Annotated in this window: 16 protein-coding genes and 1 pseudogene; 11 read left to right on the forward strand and 6 right to left on the reverse strand. The window is 71.0% G+C overall.

The genetic code is table 11. From position 1 onward, the window contains the following. Window positions 1–49: 49 nt before the first annotated feature. Complete coding sequence (locus ACIBQX_RS42240; protein WP_397014879.1) at window positions 50–547, forward strand: hydrogenase maturation protease; 498 nt, start codon at window positions 50–52, stop codon at window positions 545–547. A 30-nt stretch (window positions 548–577) separates the two neighbouring features. On the opposite strand, the gene ACIBQX_RS42245 is transcribed toward ACIBQX_RS42240, so the two are convergent. The 3 genes from ACIBQX_RS42245 to ACIBQX_RS42255 form a co-directional block, all read right to left on the reverse strand. Beyond that, window positions 578–1,774 (reverse strand): Ig-like domain-containing protein, encoded by a 1,197-nt coding sequence (locus ACIBQX_RS42245; RefSeq protein ID WP_397014881.1) that lies wholly within the window; start codon window positions 1,772–1,774, stop codon window positions 578–580. Between the two features lie 161 nt (window positions 1,775–1,935). Beyond that, on the reverse strand, window positions 1,936–4,140 hold the full coding sequence (locus tag ACIBQX_RS42250; RefSeq protein ID WP_397014883.1) for an ATP-dependent RecD-like DNA helicase: 2,205 nt from the start codon (window positions 4,138–4,140) through the stop codon (window positions 1,936–1,938). Between the two features lie 107 nt (window positions 4,141–4,247). Then, on the reverse strand, window positions 4,248–4,925 hold the full coding sequence (locus ACIBQX_RS42255; RefSeq protein WP_397014885.1) for a hypothetical protein: 678 nt from the start codon (window positions 4,923–4,925) through the stop codon (window positions 4,248–4,250). A gap of 384 nt (window positions 4,926–5,309) precedes the next feature. Between ACIBQX_RS42255 and ACIBQX_RS42260 the strand changes: the two genes are divergently transcribed. Beyond that, window positions 5,310–5,672, forward strand: coding sequence for a hypothetical protein (locus tag ACIBQX_RS42260; protein ID WP_397014887.1), 363 nt, complete (start codon window positions 5,310–5,312; stop codon window positions 5,670–5,672). A 233-nt stretch (window positions 5,673–5,905) separates the two neighbouring features. After that, window positions 5,906–6,664, forward strand: a complete 759-nt coding sequence (locus ACIBQX_RS42265; RefSeq protein WP_397015144.1) for a class I SAM-dependent methyltransferase — start codon at window positions 5,906–5,908, stop codon at window positions 6,662–6,664. Here the strand turns inward: ACIBQX_RS42265 and ACIBQX_RS42270 are convergent. Beyond that, window positions 6,647–7,420, reverse strand: coding sequence for a neutral zinc metallopeptidase (locus ACIBQX_RS42270; protein WP_397014889.1), 774 nt, complete (start codon window positions 7,418–7,420; stop codon window positions 6,647–6,649). The genes ACIBQX_RS42265 and ACIBQX_RS42270 overlap by 18 nt on opposite strands. Before the next feature lie 135 nt (window positions 7,421–7,555). On the opposite strand from ACIBQX_RS42270, the gene ACIBQX_RS42275 reads away from it, so the two are divergent. The 6 genes and pseudogenes from ACIBQX_RS42275 to ACIBQX_RS42300 all read left to right on the forward strand — a co-directional run bounded on the left by ACIBQX_RS42275 (window position 7,556) and on the right by ACIBQX_RS42300 (window position 11,686). Beyond that, window positions 7,556–8,104 (forward strand): hypothetical protein, encoded by a 549-nt coding sequence (locus tag ACIBQX_RS42275; protein ID WP_397014891.1) that lies wholly within the window; start codon window positions 7,556–7,558, stop codon window positions 8,102–8,104. Window positions 8,105–8,266: 162 nt separating this feature from the next. Further along, a complete protein-coding gene (locus ACIBQX_RS42280; protein ID WP_397014893.1) occupies window positions 8,267–9,217 on the forward strand; it encodes an alpha/beta hydrolase family esterase in 951 nt (316 codons plus the stop codon). 51 nt (window positions 9,218–9,268) lie between these two features. Beyond that, entirely contained in the window at window positions 9,269–10,597 is a 1,329-nt protein-coding gene (locus ACIBQX_RS42285; RefSeq protein ID WP_397014895.1) for a serine hydrolase domain-containing protein, read from the forward strand. 72 nt (window positions 10,598–10,669) lie between these two features. Then, window positions 10,670–11,164, forward strand: a complete 495-nt coding sequence (locus ACIBQX_RS42290) for a hypothetical protein (protein ID WP_397014897.1) — start codon at window positions 10,670–10,672, stop codon at window positions 11,162–11,164. A gap of 124 nt (window positions 11,165–11,288) precedes the next feature. Continuing rightward, window positions 11,289–11,522: pseudogene (locus tag ACIBQX_RS42295) on the forward strand (alpha/beta fold hydrolase); the annotation flags it as partial. Further along, window positions 11,468–11,686 carry a hypothetical protein gene (locus ACIBQX_RS42300; RefSeq protein ID WP_397014899.1) on the forward strand — a complete coding sequence of 73 codons (219 nt, stop codon included), beginning with the start codon at window positions 11,468–11,470 and terminating at the stop codon, window positions 11,684–11,686. The pseudogene ACIBQX_RS42295 and the gene ACIBQX_RS42300, both read left to right, overlap by 55 nt. A 20-nt stretch (window positions 11,687–11,706) precedes the next feature. Here the strand turns inward: ACIBQX_RS42300 and ACIBQX_RS42305 are convergent, their stop codons facing one another. After that, a complete protein-coding gene (locus ACIBQX_RS42305) occupies window positions 11,707–12,561 on the reverse strand; it encodes a LysR family transcriptional regulator (RefSeq protein WP_397014901.1) in 855 nt (284 codons plus the stop codon). 70 nt (window positions 12,562–12,631) lie between these two features. Here ACIBQX_RS42305 and ACIBQX_RS42310 point away from each other — a divergent pair, with 70 nt between their 5' ends. Next, complete coding sequence (locus ACIBQX_RS42310; protein ID WP_397014903.1) at window positions 12,632–13,372, forward strand: gamma-glutamyl-gamma-aminobutyrate hydrolase family protein; 741 nt, start codon at window positions 12,632–12,634, stop codon at window positions 13,370–13,372. Window positions 13,373–13,480: 108 nt separating this feature from the next. Here ACIBQX_RS42310 and ACIBQX_RS42315 read toward each other — a convergent pair whose 3' ends face one another. Beyond that, the gene (locus ACIBQX_RS42315; RefSeq protein WP_397014905.1) at window positions 13,481–14,161 is read right to left on the reverse strand and encodes a DUF899 family protein; all 681 of its coding nucleotides are present in this window, start codon (window positions 14,159–14,161) and stop codon (window positions 13,481–13,483) included. Window positions 14,162–14,244: 83 nt separating this feature from the next. Between ACIBQX_RS42315 and ACIBQX_RS42320 the strand changes: the two genes are divergently transcribed. Next, window positions 14,245–14,442 carry a hypothetical protein gene (locus ACIBQX_RS42320; RefSeq protein WP_397014907.1) on the forward strand — a complete coding sequence of 66 codons (198 nt, stop codon included), beginning with the start codon at window positions 14,245–14,247 and terminating at the stop codon, window positions 14,440–14,442. Window positions 14,443–14,512: the final 70 nt, after the last annotated feature.

Consider the following 14,512-nt stretch of genomic DNA (forward strand, 5'->3'; position numbering starts at 1 on the left):
GGGGTTTGAGCCGGGTGTGGAGGGGGCGGCTCGGATTCTGGTGGCGGGGGTGGGTGACGTCTTCTTGGGGGATGACGGGTTCGGGGTCGAGGTGGTGCGGCGGCTCGCCGGGGTGCGGCGGGCGGGTGTGGACGTGGTCGACTTCGGTGTGCGTGGCGGGGAGCTGGCGGGTGCGTTGCGGCGGGGCTATGACCTGGCGGTGATCGTGGACGCGGCGGTGCGGGGGCGGGTGCCGGGGACGATCACGGTGGTGGGGGTGGATCAGCCGCGTGCGGATCTGCCGGGGTCGGATCTGCCGGATTGGGGCGGGGCGGGGCCGGCGCGTGGTGTGGATCCGGTGGGGGTGCTGCGGCGGGCGGCCGAGCTGGGCGGGGTTCCGGATCGGGTGGTGGTGGTGTGCTGTGAGCCGGCAGGTGTGGGGGCCGGGGTGCCGGAGGGCTCATCTGGGGAGGAGTTGAGCGCGCCGGTGCGGGCGGCGGTCGGCCCGGCGGTCCGCTTGGTGCTGGGCATCATCGCGGAGGGCGCCGGGCCGGAGGGTGCGGCGTGAGGCCGGCAGGGGTGAGGTCGGGTGGGGTGGTCAGGCGTCGTCGCCGTCGAGGGCGCTGCCCTTCTTCCACTGCTTGAACGACATCTGCCAGTAGCCCCAGCCGTTGTTCCATTCGAGTTCGCGGTCGGTGCCGGTGATCTCGACGATGTCGCCGCGCTGGAAGTTGTCGAAGTACCACTTGGCCTGGTCGGGGCGGGCGTTGATGCAGCCGTGGCTGACGTTGCGGACGCCTTGGGCCCACACGTTGTTCTTGGCGTGGACGTACTCGCCGCTGTTGGAGATGCGGACGGCGTGGTCGATCATGACGTCGTAGTAGCCGGGGTCGCCCTTCTTGCGGCCGGGTGAGATCATGCGGACCGGGCTGGCGCGCTCCATGGTGAGGTGGACGCCGGAGGTGGTGGTGTATTCGCGGGTGGTGGCCATGCCAGCGCTGATGCGCATCGTCTCGACGCGTTTGCCGTCCTTGTAGACGTACATCATGTGCTTGTCGGCGGCCACCTTGGAGACCATCTTCGCGCCGATCTTCATGCTGTAGTCGTAGTCCTTCATCCCCCACAGGCCCTGGCCTGCTTTGACGCCGTCGAGGTCGGCGTTGAAGGTGACCGTCTGGTGGGCGGACCAGTACTTGGCGGGGCGGTAGATGGCGTATTTGTCGTCGATCCACCGCCAGGCGCCGTCGACGGGCTTTTCGGATTCGACCTTGAGGGCGCGTTCGACGGCGGCCTTGTTGGTGATGGGCTGGGTGAACCTGACCATGATCGGCATGCCGACGCCGACCTTCTCGCCCTTGACGTTGGGGGTGACGTCGGCGATCTCCAGGACGCGTTCGGGTTTTTGCGTGGTGAAGGTGCTGGCGGCGGTGGTGACGCCGGATTTGGCGGTGACGTTGTAGTCGGCCGACGGCTTCAGTGGGGTCTTGGAGATCCACCGAGTCTTGTCGGTGTTGTACTTGCCTTCGATCTGTTCGCCGTCGCCTTCGACCACGACCTCGTCCAGGGTGCCGCCGGCGGCGGTGACGATGATCCTCTTGCCTGGGCTGACCTTGGTGCTGCCCTCTTGGGGGGTGATGGCGATGGTGGGGGCTTGGGGGGTGGCCGAGATCGTCGCGTCGCCGTCGGCGGCCTGGCCCGATCCGGGGGCGGCGCCGGAGCATGAGGCGGTGAGGGTTGTCGCGGTGGCCAGGGCCACGCCTGCGACGACCTTCCTCCAGCCGGTCTCAACGTTCAACTCGAACCTCTCCCCGCTATGACAGACGCACTAAAACCTTAATGCTCCTGCATGTAAGACGCGGAATCATATGGGAGAGTTCGGTCACATTTCCATCACTTCTGGAAGTAAAACACAGGTCAGGGCTGGGTCAAGTCCCGGTCAAGTGGTAGAAGGGCCGGTCAGGGCTGTGACAGGCGGTGGGTGAGGCTCGTGTGCCGCCGTCCGGCGCCCTTGGTCCGTACGGCCTGCGCGAGGGCGCGACGGGAGCCGACGATCACCACGAGTCTCTTGGCCCGGGTGATGGCGGTGTAGAGCAGGTTGCGTTGCAGCATCATCCAGGCGCTGGTGGCCAGGGGGATCACCACGGCGGGGTATTCGCTGCCCTGGGAGCGGTGGATGGAGACGGCGTAGGCGTGGGCGAGTTCGTCCAGCTCGTCGAAGGCGTAGTCGACCTGTTCGTCCTCGTCGGTGCGGACGGTCAGGGAGTTGTCGTCGGGCTGGATGCCGGTGACGATGCCGACGGTGCCGTTGAAGACGCCGGCGGCGCCCTTGTCGTAGTTGTTGCGCAGCTGGGTGACCTTGTCGCCGATGCGGAAGACGCGGCCGCCGTAGCGGCGTTCGGGCATGCCGTCGCGGGCGGGGGTGAGGGATTCCTGCAGGGCGATGTTGAGCGCGCCGGCTCCGGCGGCGCCGCGGTGCATGGGGGCGAGCACCTGGACCTCGCGGCGGGGGTCGAGGCCGAAGGTGCGCGGGATGCGGCGGGCGACGACGTCGACGGTGAGGGCGGCGATCTCCTCCGGTTCCTCGCAGGGGAAGAGGAAGAAGTCCTTCATGCCTTCCAGGACGGGGTGGCGTCCGGTGTTGACGCGGTGGGCGTTGACGACGACGCCGGATTCCTGGGCCTGGCGGAAGATCTGGGTGAGGCGGACGCGCGGGATGTCGTCGGCGGCGAGCAGGTCTTTGAGCACCTCCCCCGCGCCGACGGAGGGCAGCTGGTCGACGTCGCCGACGAACAGCAGGTGTGCGCCGGGTGCGACGGCTTTGACGAGTTTGTTGGCCAGCAGGACGTCGAGCATGGAGGCCTCGTCGACGACCACCAGGTCGGCGTCGAGGGGGTTGTCGCGGTCGAAGGTGGCGTCGCCGCCGGGTCGTAGTTGCAGGAGGCGGTGGACGGTGGTGGCCTCGTGGCCGGTGAGCTCGGCGAGCCGTTTGGCGGCCCGGCCGGTGGGGGCGGCGAGGATCACTTTGGCGCGTTTGGCGCGGGCGAGGGTGACGATGGAGCGGACGGTGAAGCTTTTGCCGCAGCCGGGGCCGCCGGTGAGGACGGCGACCTTGTGGGTGAGGGCGAGCCGGACGGCCTGGCGTTGTTCGGTGGCGAGTTCGGCGCCGGTCTGGCCGTGCAGCCAGTGTTCGGCCTTGTCCCAGTCGACGTCGGTGAACGCCTTGAGCCGGTCGTGGCCGTGGTGCAGCAGGGTGAGCAGGGAGCCGGCCAGGGAGAGTTCGGCGCGGTGGAAGGGTGGCAGGTAGACGGCGGGCACGAGGGTGTCGCCGGTGGGGATCTCTTCGCGGACGGCGCCTTCCTCGGTGACGAGGTCTTCGAGGCAGGTGGCGATCAGGGGGGCGTCCACTTCGAGGATCTTGACGGCGTCGCCGATCAGGTTGGGGGCGGGCAGGTAGCAGTGGCCGTCGTCGGCGGCTTGCGACAGGGTGTAGCGCAGGCCGGCTTTGACGCGTTCGGGGCTGTCGTGCGGGATGCCGACGGCCTGGGCGATGGTGTCGGCGGTCTTGAAGCCGATCCCCCACACGTCGTCGGCGAGTTTGTACGGTTGTGCCCGGACGATGTCGATGGAGCGTTCGCCGTACTGCTTGAAGATGCGTACGGCGATGGAGGTGGAGACGCCGACTCCCTGCAGGAAGATCATCACTTCTTTGATGATCTTCTGTTCTTCCCAGGCGGCGCCGATCATCTTGGTGCGTTTGGGGCCGAGGCCCGGCACTTCCACCAGCCGCTGCGGGTCGTTCTCGATCACGTCCAGGGTGTCGGTGCCGAAGTGGTCGACGATCCGTTCGGCCATTTTGGGGCCGATCCCCTTGATGAGGCCGGAGCCGAGGTAGCGGCGGATGCCTTGTACGGTGGCGGGCAGCACGGTGGTGTAGGACCACACCTCGAACTGCTTGCCGTAGCGGGGGTGGGAGGTCCAGCGTCCGCTGAGCTGCAGCGACTCCCCCACCTGCGCGCCGAGCAGCGGCCCGACCACGGTCAGCAGCTCGGCGCCGGAGCGGGCGGTGGCCACGCGGGCGATTGTGTAGCCGGTCTCCTCGTTGGCGTAGGTGATGCGTTCCAGTACCGCGTCCAAGACAGTGACGTTTTTTCTGGAGCCCATGTCCGGGCTCACCTCGGGCCTCCCCACCCAGATGAGACTAGGGCAGATCTACAACACCGCGACACCTTCTGCGAGCCGCTTCGGTGCTTGCCGCGGAGGGCGGAAGATCAGAACATCACGGCGCGCCGGGCGATCACGAGCCACACCGCGAGCGGCGGGCCGAGCACCGCTGTCGCCACGTACAGGTTGAAGCGTTCCTCGTTGTCGTCGGTGATGGACTTCTCGCGGGACCACGCGTACGCGGTGAATCCGGTCGACGTGCTGCTGATCAGGAGTGCCGCCGCCATGAACCACAGGCTGGAGGACAACTGCACGCGTTCCGTGGGGGTCTTGTAATCTTCGGCCAGGTCGTCGTACCCGAAGATCCAGCCGAGGGCGGCGAGGCTGACCAGGCCCGCCACCCACAGGGACGCCGGCGCGATGTAGGCCAGCAGGACGGGGATGATGCCGCGCGCGTCGTCCTCGACGGGGGCGTCGGGTGGCGGGGATGGGCGCGATTCCCCTGCCTGCGCTTCCGTCGCCGGCGGTTCGGGGTGTGGAGGCGGCTCTGGGGTGCGGCGCTGAGGGGGCGGAGGTTCGGCGGGGGCGTCGTGGGGTGGTAGCGCGGAGCCGGAGGAGGGCGTCGGTTCGGCGCTCGTGGCGCTCGGCGGCGACGGGGGAGGCGACGTGGTCTCGGCCGGGCCCGTGTGGTGGGGTGTCGCCTGGTTGCGTGAATGGCGTAGCTGTTGCCAGGCGAGGTAGACCTGTACGACGCCGATGGTGAGCGTGACAACCAGACTGATCATGCCTATGTCCACCGCTCCAGCGTGCGGCCATTGCTCAGGGCCTCGCAAGCCGTGCGGTTCCACCAAGGACGATCACGCCTGGGCGACCAGGTGTCCACCGCCCGGGAGCAGGCAGCCGGATAACCGCCGCGCCGCTGGGCTGACGATCCATCATGAACGCGCGGGCACCTCTCCCCCGCCGAGGCGGCCGGTCGAGCGTGAGCGGGCGTCGAGAAGCAAAAGAACGGCTCGACATCCTCTAGACACGGAGAGAAACGGATCGGATACTCAGCGTGTCAGCGCCCTTCCCCCTGACCTCATACCGTCCGCTCAGCGCCGCAAAGCCGGCTTGCCGCGCGCTGCCCGGACATGGTGTCTGTCAGGGGAATCAGACAAGGAGAGACCGTGCGATTCAAGAAGTCTCTGCCCCTTTCCCTCGCCGCCCTGGCCACGGCGGCCTGTGCTGCGGCCACCGTCGTAGCCCTCCAGGCATCCGCTCCCGCCGTGGCGGTTACCCACCACTCGGCGCTACCGCCCGGCTACCAGCTCGTCACCCTGCCCAACGCCAACGTCCCCAACTTCCAGCGTCGCACGCTGTACTGCCCGGGCTCGAAGCGTGTCCTCGGCGGCGGCGCGGAGGCCCGCGGCAACGCCGCCATCCTGGTGGGGTCGTTCCCCACCGACGATGGACGCGGCTGGATCGGTCTCGGCCGTCAGACCGGCAGCAACGACGTCGGGATCAGCGTCTTCGCCATCTGCGCTGACTGACGGACCACCATCACCGGCCCCGTCCGTTCGACGGCGGGGCCGGCACGGACCCGATTCCGGCTCCATCGCTGGATCGCCTCGTTGATCAGCAGGTCAGTCTGCCGTTCGAGAGCCTTGTCCATCCGGTCCAGGTCGCGGCGAAGCACCTCCGGCTCGGCGGGACGGTGCGATCTTCTCGGTGGTGCCGGGAAATCGTTGGACATCGTGTGCGGTCGGTGGCCATGGTGGACGGCATGCGCCAGGAGGAGATCTGGGACGCCGAGACGGCCCAGCGATATGACACGCCCGGGACCGGCATGTTCGCGCCCGAGGTTCTGGACCCCACGGTGGACCGTCTCGCCGAGCTCGCGGACGGTGGGCGGGCGCTGGAGTTCGCCATCGGCACCGGCCGGGTGGCCGTGCCGCTGGCCGAGCGGGGGGTGCCCGTCACCGGCATCGAGCTGTCCGCCCCGATGATCCGGCAGTTGCGGGCGAAGGTGGACGAGGCCACGGTCCCGGTGGTCGCCGGCGACATGGCGACGGCTGCCGCGCCGGGGACGTACACGCTCGTCTATCTCGTCTTCAACACCATCTCGAACCTGCTCACGCAGGCCGAGCAGGTGGCGTGTTTCCGCAACGCGGCCCGGCATCTGGTGCCGGGGGGCCGGTTCGTGGTGGAGCTGTGGGTGCCGGAGCTGCGCAGGCTGCCGCCGGGCCAGCAGGCGATGGTCTGCAACTGCGAGCCCGGCTACATCGGTCTGGACACCTACGACGTGCTGCGTCAGCATGTCGTGTCGCATCACTTCAGGTTCGGTGAGGGCCGGCAGGCCGAGCTGTTCCGCAGCCCGCACCGGTACATCTGGCCCTCGGAGCTGGATCTCATGGCGCAGCTGGCCGGGTTCGAGCTGGAGAGCAGGCAGGCCGACTGGGCCGGGGCCGACTTCACGGCCGAGTCGCCTTCGCATGTGTCGGTCTACCGCCTGCCGCTGCCTGGGTCAGGACACGCGGGCTGAGGGGACCGTCCAGGTGTTGCACGCCGCGGGTGAGCCGGAGCGGAAGCCCTTGTCGAGCCAGGCGGCGATGGTGCGTCCCTTGCCGTGGGTGCGGTGCTCGCTCTGCTCGTCGCCGCTGTTCCGGTCGATGTCGAGGAGTGTCTCCCAGTCCTGGGTGGTGCGGTCCAGGGATTCCCAGGTGCTGCGGATGAACACGCCGGCCAGGCATTCGGCCTGCAGTTCGTAGCGGCGCAGTTGCTCGTGCAGCTCGCTCTTGCCCTTGTAGGGGTGGCGGTCGAAGGCGCGGCCCATGCCGGTGAGGTTCTGCAGGTGGTGGCCGAATTCGTGGGCGGCGACGTCGAAGAGGAACAGGTCCGACGGTTCGCTGAGCAGGTCGCGGTCCAGCAGGACGAGGAAGCGCCGCTCGTCGTCGCAGTATCTGGCCGAGGCGTCGATCCACGCTGTTTCGCAGAAGCGCCGTGGTTTGGTGATGAATCCGATCCTGGCTTTGGCGAAGGGCAGGCCGGCTTGTGCGAAGTGGGCGGCCCAGGAGCGGTTGAGGCAGTTCACGATCGTGGTCAGGTAGCGCTTGGCGGCGGGGACGTCGTTCGGCTTGACCTGGCGTTCGGTGCATTGGCTCGGCCGTAGGTCGCCGCTGCGGTAGAGCTTGTTCGCGGTCAGGGCGCGGTCGCGGATGGGGTAGGTGGCGGCCTGGGCCGTGCCGGCTAAGAGGAGCGAGCACAGGGTGAGGGCCGCGAGTAAGGGGGTGAGACGCATGATCGTCATCCTAGGAGGGGGGCGGGTCGTCCGGCCAAGCCGAAGCGACGTCGTGTTTACGCGGCCATAGGACACCTGCGGAAAGTGTCGTGATATGCCGGATGGAAGGGAGGGCAGGGCGGAAAGGAGCCGACCATGGCACAGCAACGGCACCCGCAGGCGGGCCAGACGTCCCAGGACCCGGCGGCGGCCGTACCGCAGCAGCGTGAAGGCCCGGCCCAGGCGCAACCGCCGCAGCAGGCGGAGCCCCGGGTGACCGGGTGGCTCGGCTGGGTGTTGTTCGCCGGTTTCACGATGGTGCTGGTGGGCTGCTTCCAGGCGGTGATGGGGCTCGTCGGCATCTTCAACACCGGTTTCTACGTCGTTACGGCGGACAACCTGGCCGTTCCCGTCACCTATACGGCCTGGGGTGTGGCTCACCTGGTCCTCGGGGTGATCGTCGCCCTTGCGGGCTTGGCCGTCATGTGGGGCAAGGCGTGGGGGCGCGCGGTCGGGATCTTCCTGGCGGCGATCCAGGCCATCGTCAACTTCGCCTGGTTCCCCGCGTACCCGTTCTGGTCGCTGATCGTCATCGCCGTCGACATCCTCGTCATCTACGCCCTGCTCGTCCACGGCGGTGAGATGCGGGCCTTGACCGGAAACAAGGGGGCGCGACGGGGAGAGAGTGTCAGCGGTCGCGTGTAGCGTTTCATCTGACCTCTGCCAAGGAGTCGGATGCCCATGCCGCGCGCCGGTGCCGGCCGTCCCCATGCCGGGCCTCCCCATGCTGGCCCTCCCGATGCCGGGCCCCATGCCGGGCCTGAGCGTGCGGGCGCGGTGGAGCGGTAGCCCGGGGTGCTCGCACGCGTGTTGAGGGTGGCCCTGGCGGCGCTGCTGCTGGCCGGGGCCGGGTGCGCCGTCGGCGCGCCGGCGCCCGCGCGCCCCTCCTCCTCCGCTGCGGCGCCGCCGCCGGACGGCTGTGCGGGCGGCGAGCCGCTCAAGGAAGGCCGGCACGAGCTGGAGTTCGCCGGCCAGGCGCGCGTCTTCCTGCTGTCGCTGCCCGAGGGTGACGGCCCGCACCCGGTGCTGCTGAACCTGCACGGGCTCGGCTCCAACGCCCGCGAGCAGGCCGCCTACAGCCGCCTGCCGCGGGAGGGCGTCCGCCGGGGTTACATCGTGGCCACGCCGCAGGTGGCCGAGGACCGGCTCGCCTGGACGCTGCCGCACGGCTTCGGCCCCGACGACACCGGCTTCCTGCGGGCGCTGCTGGACCGGCTGGAGCAGCGGCTGTGCGTGGACCGGCGGCGCGAGTTCGCCGCCGGCCTGTCCTACGGCGGCGCCATGGCCACGGCCCTGGTGTGCGGCCTGGACGGCAGGCTGGCCGGGGTGGCGGCCGTCGGCGGCGTCAACATCGTCAAGCCGTGTCAGAGACCGGAGCCGGCCACGCTGGTCGCCTTCCACGGCACCGCCGACCGGGTCGTCCCCTACCGGGGCGGGCACCCGCTGAGCGACGCCTCCGGCGACCTGCGCAAGCTCGCCGACCTGGTGACGCTGCAGCCGGTGGAGCGGGTGACGGGCGGCTGGGCGGACGCGTTCGGCTGCCGCTCCCCCGCCGCCGCCTCCTCCCCCGTCCCGCAGGTACGGCTGCGTACCTGGACGGGCTGTGCCGGCGGTGTCCGCGTGCGCCTGTACACGATCAGCGGCGGCGGCCACACCTGGCCGGGCCCGATCGAGGTGCCCAGGCTCGGCGTCACCAACCGGCAGCTGGACGCCACCCGGCTCATCCTGGACGCCTTCGACGCCGCCCCGCCGGCCTGAACGCATCGAACGACCCGGGAGGGCGTCCGGCCGGGATTAGGCTTGACCCCCATGAGTCAGGTAGGACATCAGACGGCGCGGGCGCTGCTACGCAGGCTCGCCGTCGAACAGGCCGAATGCCGCATCCCCTCGGTGCGGGCCGCGATCGTGCGCGACGGTGAGATCGTGTGGCAGGCCGGGCGCGGCCAGGTGGACGGGCGGCCGCCGGAGCCCGGCACGCAGTACCGGATCGGTTCGATCACCAAGAGCGTCGTGGCCGTGACCGTCATGCGGCTGCGTGACGAGGGCCTGATCGACCTGCTGGAGCCGATCGGCAAGCATCTGCCCGACACCCGCTTCGGCGAGGTCACGATCGCTCAGCTGCTCTCGCACACCGGCGGCCTGACGGCCGAGCCGCCCACCGGCTGGTGGGAGCGCACCCCCGGCATCGACATGGCCGACCTGCTGTCCCGTGTCGGCCCCGGCGAGGTCAAGCACCGGCCGGGCCGCCGCTACCACTACTCCAACATCGGCTTCTCCCTGCTCGGTGAGCTGGTCGCCCGCCTGCGTGGCGCGCCGTGGGACCGGGTGGCGCGAGCCGAGGTGCTCGGCCCGCTCGGCATGGACGACACCACCGCCAGGCCGCGGCCGCCGCACGCCACCGGCTACGCCGTCCACCCCTACGCCGACGTGCTGCTGCCGGAGCCCGAGCATGACGCCGGCGCCATGTCACCGGCCGGGCAGCTGTGGTCCACCACCACCGACCTGGCCCGCTGGGCGGCGTTCGTGGCCGGGGACACCGGCGGGGTGCTGTCGGCGGACACCCTCGCCGAGATGCGTGAGCCCGCCACCGTCGCCGACGGCGACGCCTGGACCTCCGGTTACGGGCTCGGCCTGCAGCTCACCCGGCACGCCGGTCGCCGCCTGGCCGGGCACACCGGGTCGATGCCCGGCTTCCTGGCGACCGTGTGGGCCGACCCCGGCGACCGCGTCGGCGCGCTGTTCGTGGCCAACACCACCTCCGGCATGCGGCCAGGGCTGCTCACCGACCTGCTCGACATCCTCGACGAGCACGAGCCGCGCCTGCCCCAGGAGTGGACCCCCGCGGGTGCCGACCCCGCCCTGCTGGCGCTGACCGGCCTGTGGCACTGGGGGCCCGCCCCTTACCTGCTGCGGCTGCTGCCCGGCGGTGGCCTGTCGCTCGAGCCGGTGCGCGGCACCGGGCGCGCCTCCCGATTCGCGCCGCAGGACGACGGCACCTGGCTCGGCCTGGACGGCTACTACGCCGGTGAGACGCTGCGGGTGGCGGCCGACCATCTCGACCTCAACACCTTCATCTTCACCCGTGACCCCTACGACCCGGCCGCGCCGGTCCCCGGAGGTGTCGAAGGCTGGCATTAGCAGCTTGACGTAACACGTCAAGTACTTGCTATCGTACGTCAAGCAGTGGCCGGGCGAGACGTGGGAGGCACCGTGACACGGCACGAGCGGGAGGAGCTCGCACAGGACCTGATCCGGCTGGTGACCAGCAGGCTGCTGGACCCGCTCGACATCCTCCTCAGCGACGACGTGACGGCCGCCGACCCGGGCATCGAGGCGATGCGCCGCCGGGTGCGGCAGGACGCCGACGCCTGGGCCGCCGAGCTGCTGGGCCCCGACCAGGCCCGCGCCACCCACAGGGGCGCGCGCCTGGTCGCGGTGCTCTACCCCGGCGACGCCGCCTTCGACCCGCCCGCCGACTGGTGGCGCACCCCGCTCGGCCGCGCCATCGCCCGGCGCGTCGGCCACCCGTCCGCCGAGCGGGTCTCCTACGCCGTCGCCGGAGCGATGCTCGGCATCACCCGTCAGGGCGTCCACGATCTCGTACGGCGCGGCAAGCTGCACGCGCACCCGGACGGCGGCGTCTCCACGCCGTCGATCCGCGAGCGGCTCGACACACGAGACCCGGGAGACGACCATGAGCGGTGACCAGATGATCAGCGGCGCGGGGGCGGTGCCGATCGCGGTCCGCGACCACGGCGGCAGCGGCAGGCCCTTGCTCCTGCTGCACGGCGCGGGCGGAAACCTGCTCCGCTGGGAGCCGCTCGCCCCGATGCTCACCGGCGCCTTCCGGGTGGTGGCCGTGGACCTGCGCGGTCACGGCCGCTCCGGCGACGGCCCGTGGACCTGGCAGGCCGTACTCGGCGACCTCGACGCGGTGGTGGCCGCGCTCTTCGGGCAGGCCGACCCGGTGGTCGCCGGCCACTCGCTGGGCGGGATGCTCGCCGGCATGTGGGCCCGGCGCCACCCCTCCTGCCCGGCCGCCGTCAGCCTGGACGGCCGCCGGAGCTGGCCGGGCTCATGGCCGCCTTCCGCGCCGGCCTGCGCCGCGACCTGGCCGAGCTGGTCGCCGCCCGCCCGAACATCGAGATCCACGAGCTCGACGCCGGCCACGGCATGCTCGCCGAACGGCCCGAGGCCGTCGCCCGGCTCCTCACCCGCCTCGCCTGAACGTTCGCCCGCGACGGGCCTCAAGCCGACAGCGCCGCCGCCAGCTCCGCCGCCGGGCCCGGCGGCAGAGCCCCGTGCAGCAGCTCCACCCGGTGCACCAGGCGAGGCGCGACCAGCGGCACCCCCCGCCCCACCGAGGCGGGCAGCAACGTCAGCCCGTGCCCCGCCGCCACCAGGTTCAGCACCGTGTGCACGTCGTCACCCAGATACGCCAGCCCCGGCCGGAAACCGTCCCCCGCCAGGTCACGCAGCCGCTCCACCGGACACAGCGGCGTCTGCAGCCACCGCGCGTCCACCAGGTCGGCCAGCCGCAGCCCCGCCCGCCCCGCCAGCGGATGATCATCCGGCAGCGCCACCACCAGCGGCTCCTCGGCCGCCATCGCCGTGGTCAGCGGCCCCACGTCCGCCGGCCGCAGCGGGTCGCTCGGCGCGGTGACGCCGTCGGCCAGCCCCAGCTCCGCCTGCCCGGCCGCCACCCGCCCGGCCACCTCCTCACGCCCGCAGGTGCGCACCGTCACCGACAGCCGCGGCTGAGCCGCCCGCCCCCGCGCCAGCCGTACGGCCAGCACCGCGTTCAGCGCCAGCGGCGTCGCCGCCACCGTCAGCCGGTGCGCCGGCGCCGCCGCGATCCGGCGCACGTCGGCGCGGGCGGCGACCAGGCGCAGCAGCAGCGGCCCGGCATGCTCCAGCAGCCGCGCCCCCGCCTCCGTCGGCGCCACCGGACGGCGCAGCAACAGCGGCATGCCCAGATCGGCCTCCAGCGCCGCGATCTGCTGGGAGACCGCCGACTGCGTGTAGCCGAGCTCTCCAGCGGCGCCGGAGAACGAACCGTGACGTGCCACGGCCACGAACGTACGCAGCAAATGAGGATCCATCAGTAATGCTTATAGCATCCGCACATTTCATCGTTGGCGCTTAAGCCGGTCCGGCGGCCACCATGGGGGCATGAACATCGCCCTGGTCGCCGACCGTTCGCCCGGCGTGCGCTCGCACACCCGCGTCCCGCTGCTGGTCGAGGCGCTGCGCGAGCGCCACGGGATCGCGCTCGACCCCTACTGGATCCCCACCCCCGACGCCGGCGACCTGGCCGCCTTCGACGGCATCTGGATGCTGCCCGGCAGCCCCTACCGCAGCCAGGCCGGCGCCGTCGCGGCCGCCCGCACCGCCCGCGAGCGCGGCATCCCGTTCCTCGGCACCTGCGCCGGATTCCAGCACATGCTGCTGGAGTACGCGCGCGGTGTGTGCGGGATGGACGCCGCCCACGCCGAGTACGCCGAGTACGCCGAGGACGGCGGGAACGGCGAGGCCGATCGGGAGGCGGACTTCCTGCTGACGCCGCTGGCGTGCTCGCTGGCCGGCCACGAAGGCGCCGTCCGGCTGAAGCCCGGCTCGCTCATCGAGCGCATCATGGGCGGCCGCGACACCGTCGAGGCCTACAACTGCTCCTACGGGCTCAACGAGGCCCACGAACGCACCCTGACCGCCCACGGGCTCGTCTTCACCGGCCACGCCGACGACGGGACCGTGCGGGTGGCGGAACTGCCCGGCCACCCGTTCTTCCTCGGCACGCTCTTCCAGCCCGAACTCGCCGGCGACGGCACCCGCCCGCACCCGGTCATCACCGCCTTCGCCACCGCCGTCACCCACCACGCCGCCTCACGCGGCACCGCGTCCACCCCTCGATGACCGTCAGAGCAGAAGTACGCGACGACCCGCGTACACAGCGGCGCCCTACCCACGTTGACCTTCAAGGCAAGGCTCAACGTTCGATGGATCGAACCCAGCGGGCGAAGGTCAATAGTGGAGGTGCGGATACCAGTCGCCTCGGCCGTGCGGGGTGAGGTCGAGGAGGTGCCAGACAGGGGCGAGGAGGTCGATGCCGCGCTCGTCGAGGTCGTCGGCCATGCGAGGGTGGGCGGAGTAGAAGTGATGGATCGCGCCGTCGCCGTCGCGGGTGAAGACGGAGATGGTGGAGTCCTGTTCGCCTTCCTTGTCCTCGCTGCCGAGGTCGTACTTGAAGGTGCTGTCGCCGCAGCTCAGCAGCCGCAGCCGGTGCCAGCCGCGATTGCGGGCGTGCTGCCGCAGGACGGGCGGGTCGGCTGCCGCGGCGACGGCGAAGTCGGCGTTCCGGGCGATGTGGTGGGCGATGCCGTTGAAGCCGTCGATCCACAGGGTGCACATGGGGCACGGATCGGTCTGCAGCTTGCCGTACATGAAGTGGTAGACGATCAGCGGGCGGTCCTGCCCGGTGAAGAGGCCGCCGAGGGAGACCTCGCGGACCGGCGCGTCGCCCGCGTCGAGGTCGGCGGGGCCCTCGATGAAGACGTAGTCGTCGACGGGCGGCCCCTGGGGGAGCGTCCGTCGCTGGGTTGCGACCCTCTCGCGGTGGCGCATGAGGTCGATCTCGGCCAGGCGTAGTTCCTCGCGGGCGGCGAGGTACTCCGCCGATTCCCCGGCCAGTCTTGTCTGCCGCATGGCGTCCTCCTGGGGCAGGATCCCTGGTCCCCGGTCCGGATCTGCGGGTTTCCCCGGCTCTTCCAGTCTACGGTGGCTCCAGGATGCGCCGACAGCTGACCTGGCCCTTCGCCCGGCTCGGCCGCGCCGGACCGGTGTTCCGCACCGCGATCCCGCCGCCGCAGGTCCGCCAGACGATGAAGTACGTCCTCATGTTCGTGGAGACCGAGCAGTTCGCCAAGGAGCTGGAGGCGATGGGGCCGCAGGAGAGGGAGGAGGCCTACGCGAAGGTGGCCCGCTGATGCGCCGAACACGCCGGCAAGATCACGCACAGTTCGCATCTGGCGCCGGCGCACACCGCGACCACCGTCC

Source organism: Nonomuraea sp. NPDC049714 (assembly GCF_044465295.1).
Lineage (GTDB): Bacteria > Actinomycetota > Actinomycetes > Streptosporangiales > Streptosporangiaceae > Nonomuraea.

Bases quoted from the DNA above. Each gene is read 5' to 3' on its own strand.
- ACIBQX_RS42275 (WP_397014891.1), top strand. From the start codon at position 7,556: ATGGCACAGCAACGGCACCCGCAGGCGGGCCAGACGTCCCAGGACCCG.
- ACIBQX_RS42315 (WP_397014905.1), bottom strand. From the start codon at position 14,161: ATGCGGCAGACAAGACTGGCCGGGGAATCGGCGGAGTACCTCGCCGCC.
- ACIBQX_RS42310 (WP_397014903.1), top strand. From the start codon at position 12,632: ATGAACATCGCCCTGGTCGCCGACCGTTCGCCCGGCGTGCGCTCGCAC.
- ACIBQX_RS42265 (WP_397015144.1), top strand. From the start codon at position 5,906: ATGCGCCAGGAGGAGATCTGGGACGCCGAGACGGCCCAGCGATATGAC.
- ACIBQX_RS42250 (WP_397014883.1), bottom strand. From the start codon at position 4,140: ATGGGCTCCAGAAAAAACGTCACTGTCTTGGACGCGGTACTGGAACGC.
- ACIBQX_RS42285 (WP_397014895.1), top strand. From the start codon at position 9,269: ATGAGTCAGGTAGGACATCAGACGGCGCGGGCGCTGCTACGCAGGCTC.
- ACIBQX_RS42270 (WP_397014889.1), bottom strand. From the start codon at position 7,420: ATGCGTCTCACCCCCTTACTCGCGGCCCTCACCCTGTGCTCGCTCCTC.
- ACIBQX_RS42320 (WP_397014907.1), top strand. From the start codon at position 14,245: ATGCGCCGACAGCTGACCTGGCCCTTCGCCCGGCTCGGCCGCGCCGGA.
- ACIBQX_RS42305 (WP_397014901.1), bottom strand. From the start codon at position 12,561: ATGGATCCTCATTTGCTGCGTACGTTCGTGGCCGTGGCACGTCACGGT.
- ACIBQX_RS42255 (WP_397014885.1), bottom strand. From the start codon at position 4,925: ATGATCAGTCTGGTTGTCACGCTCACCATCGGCGTCGTACAGGTCTAC.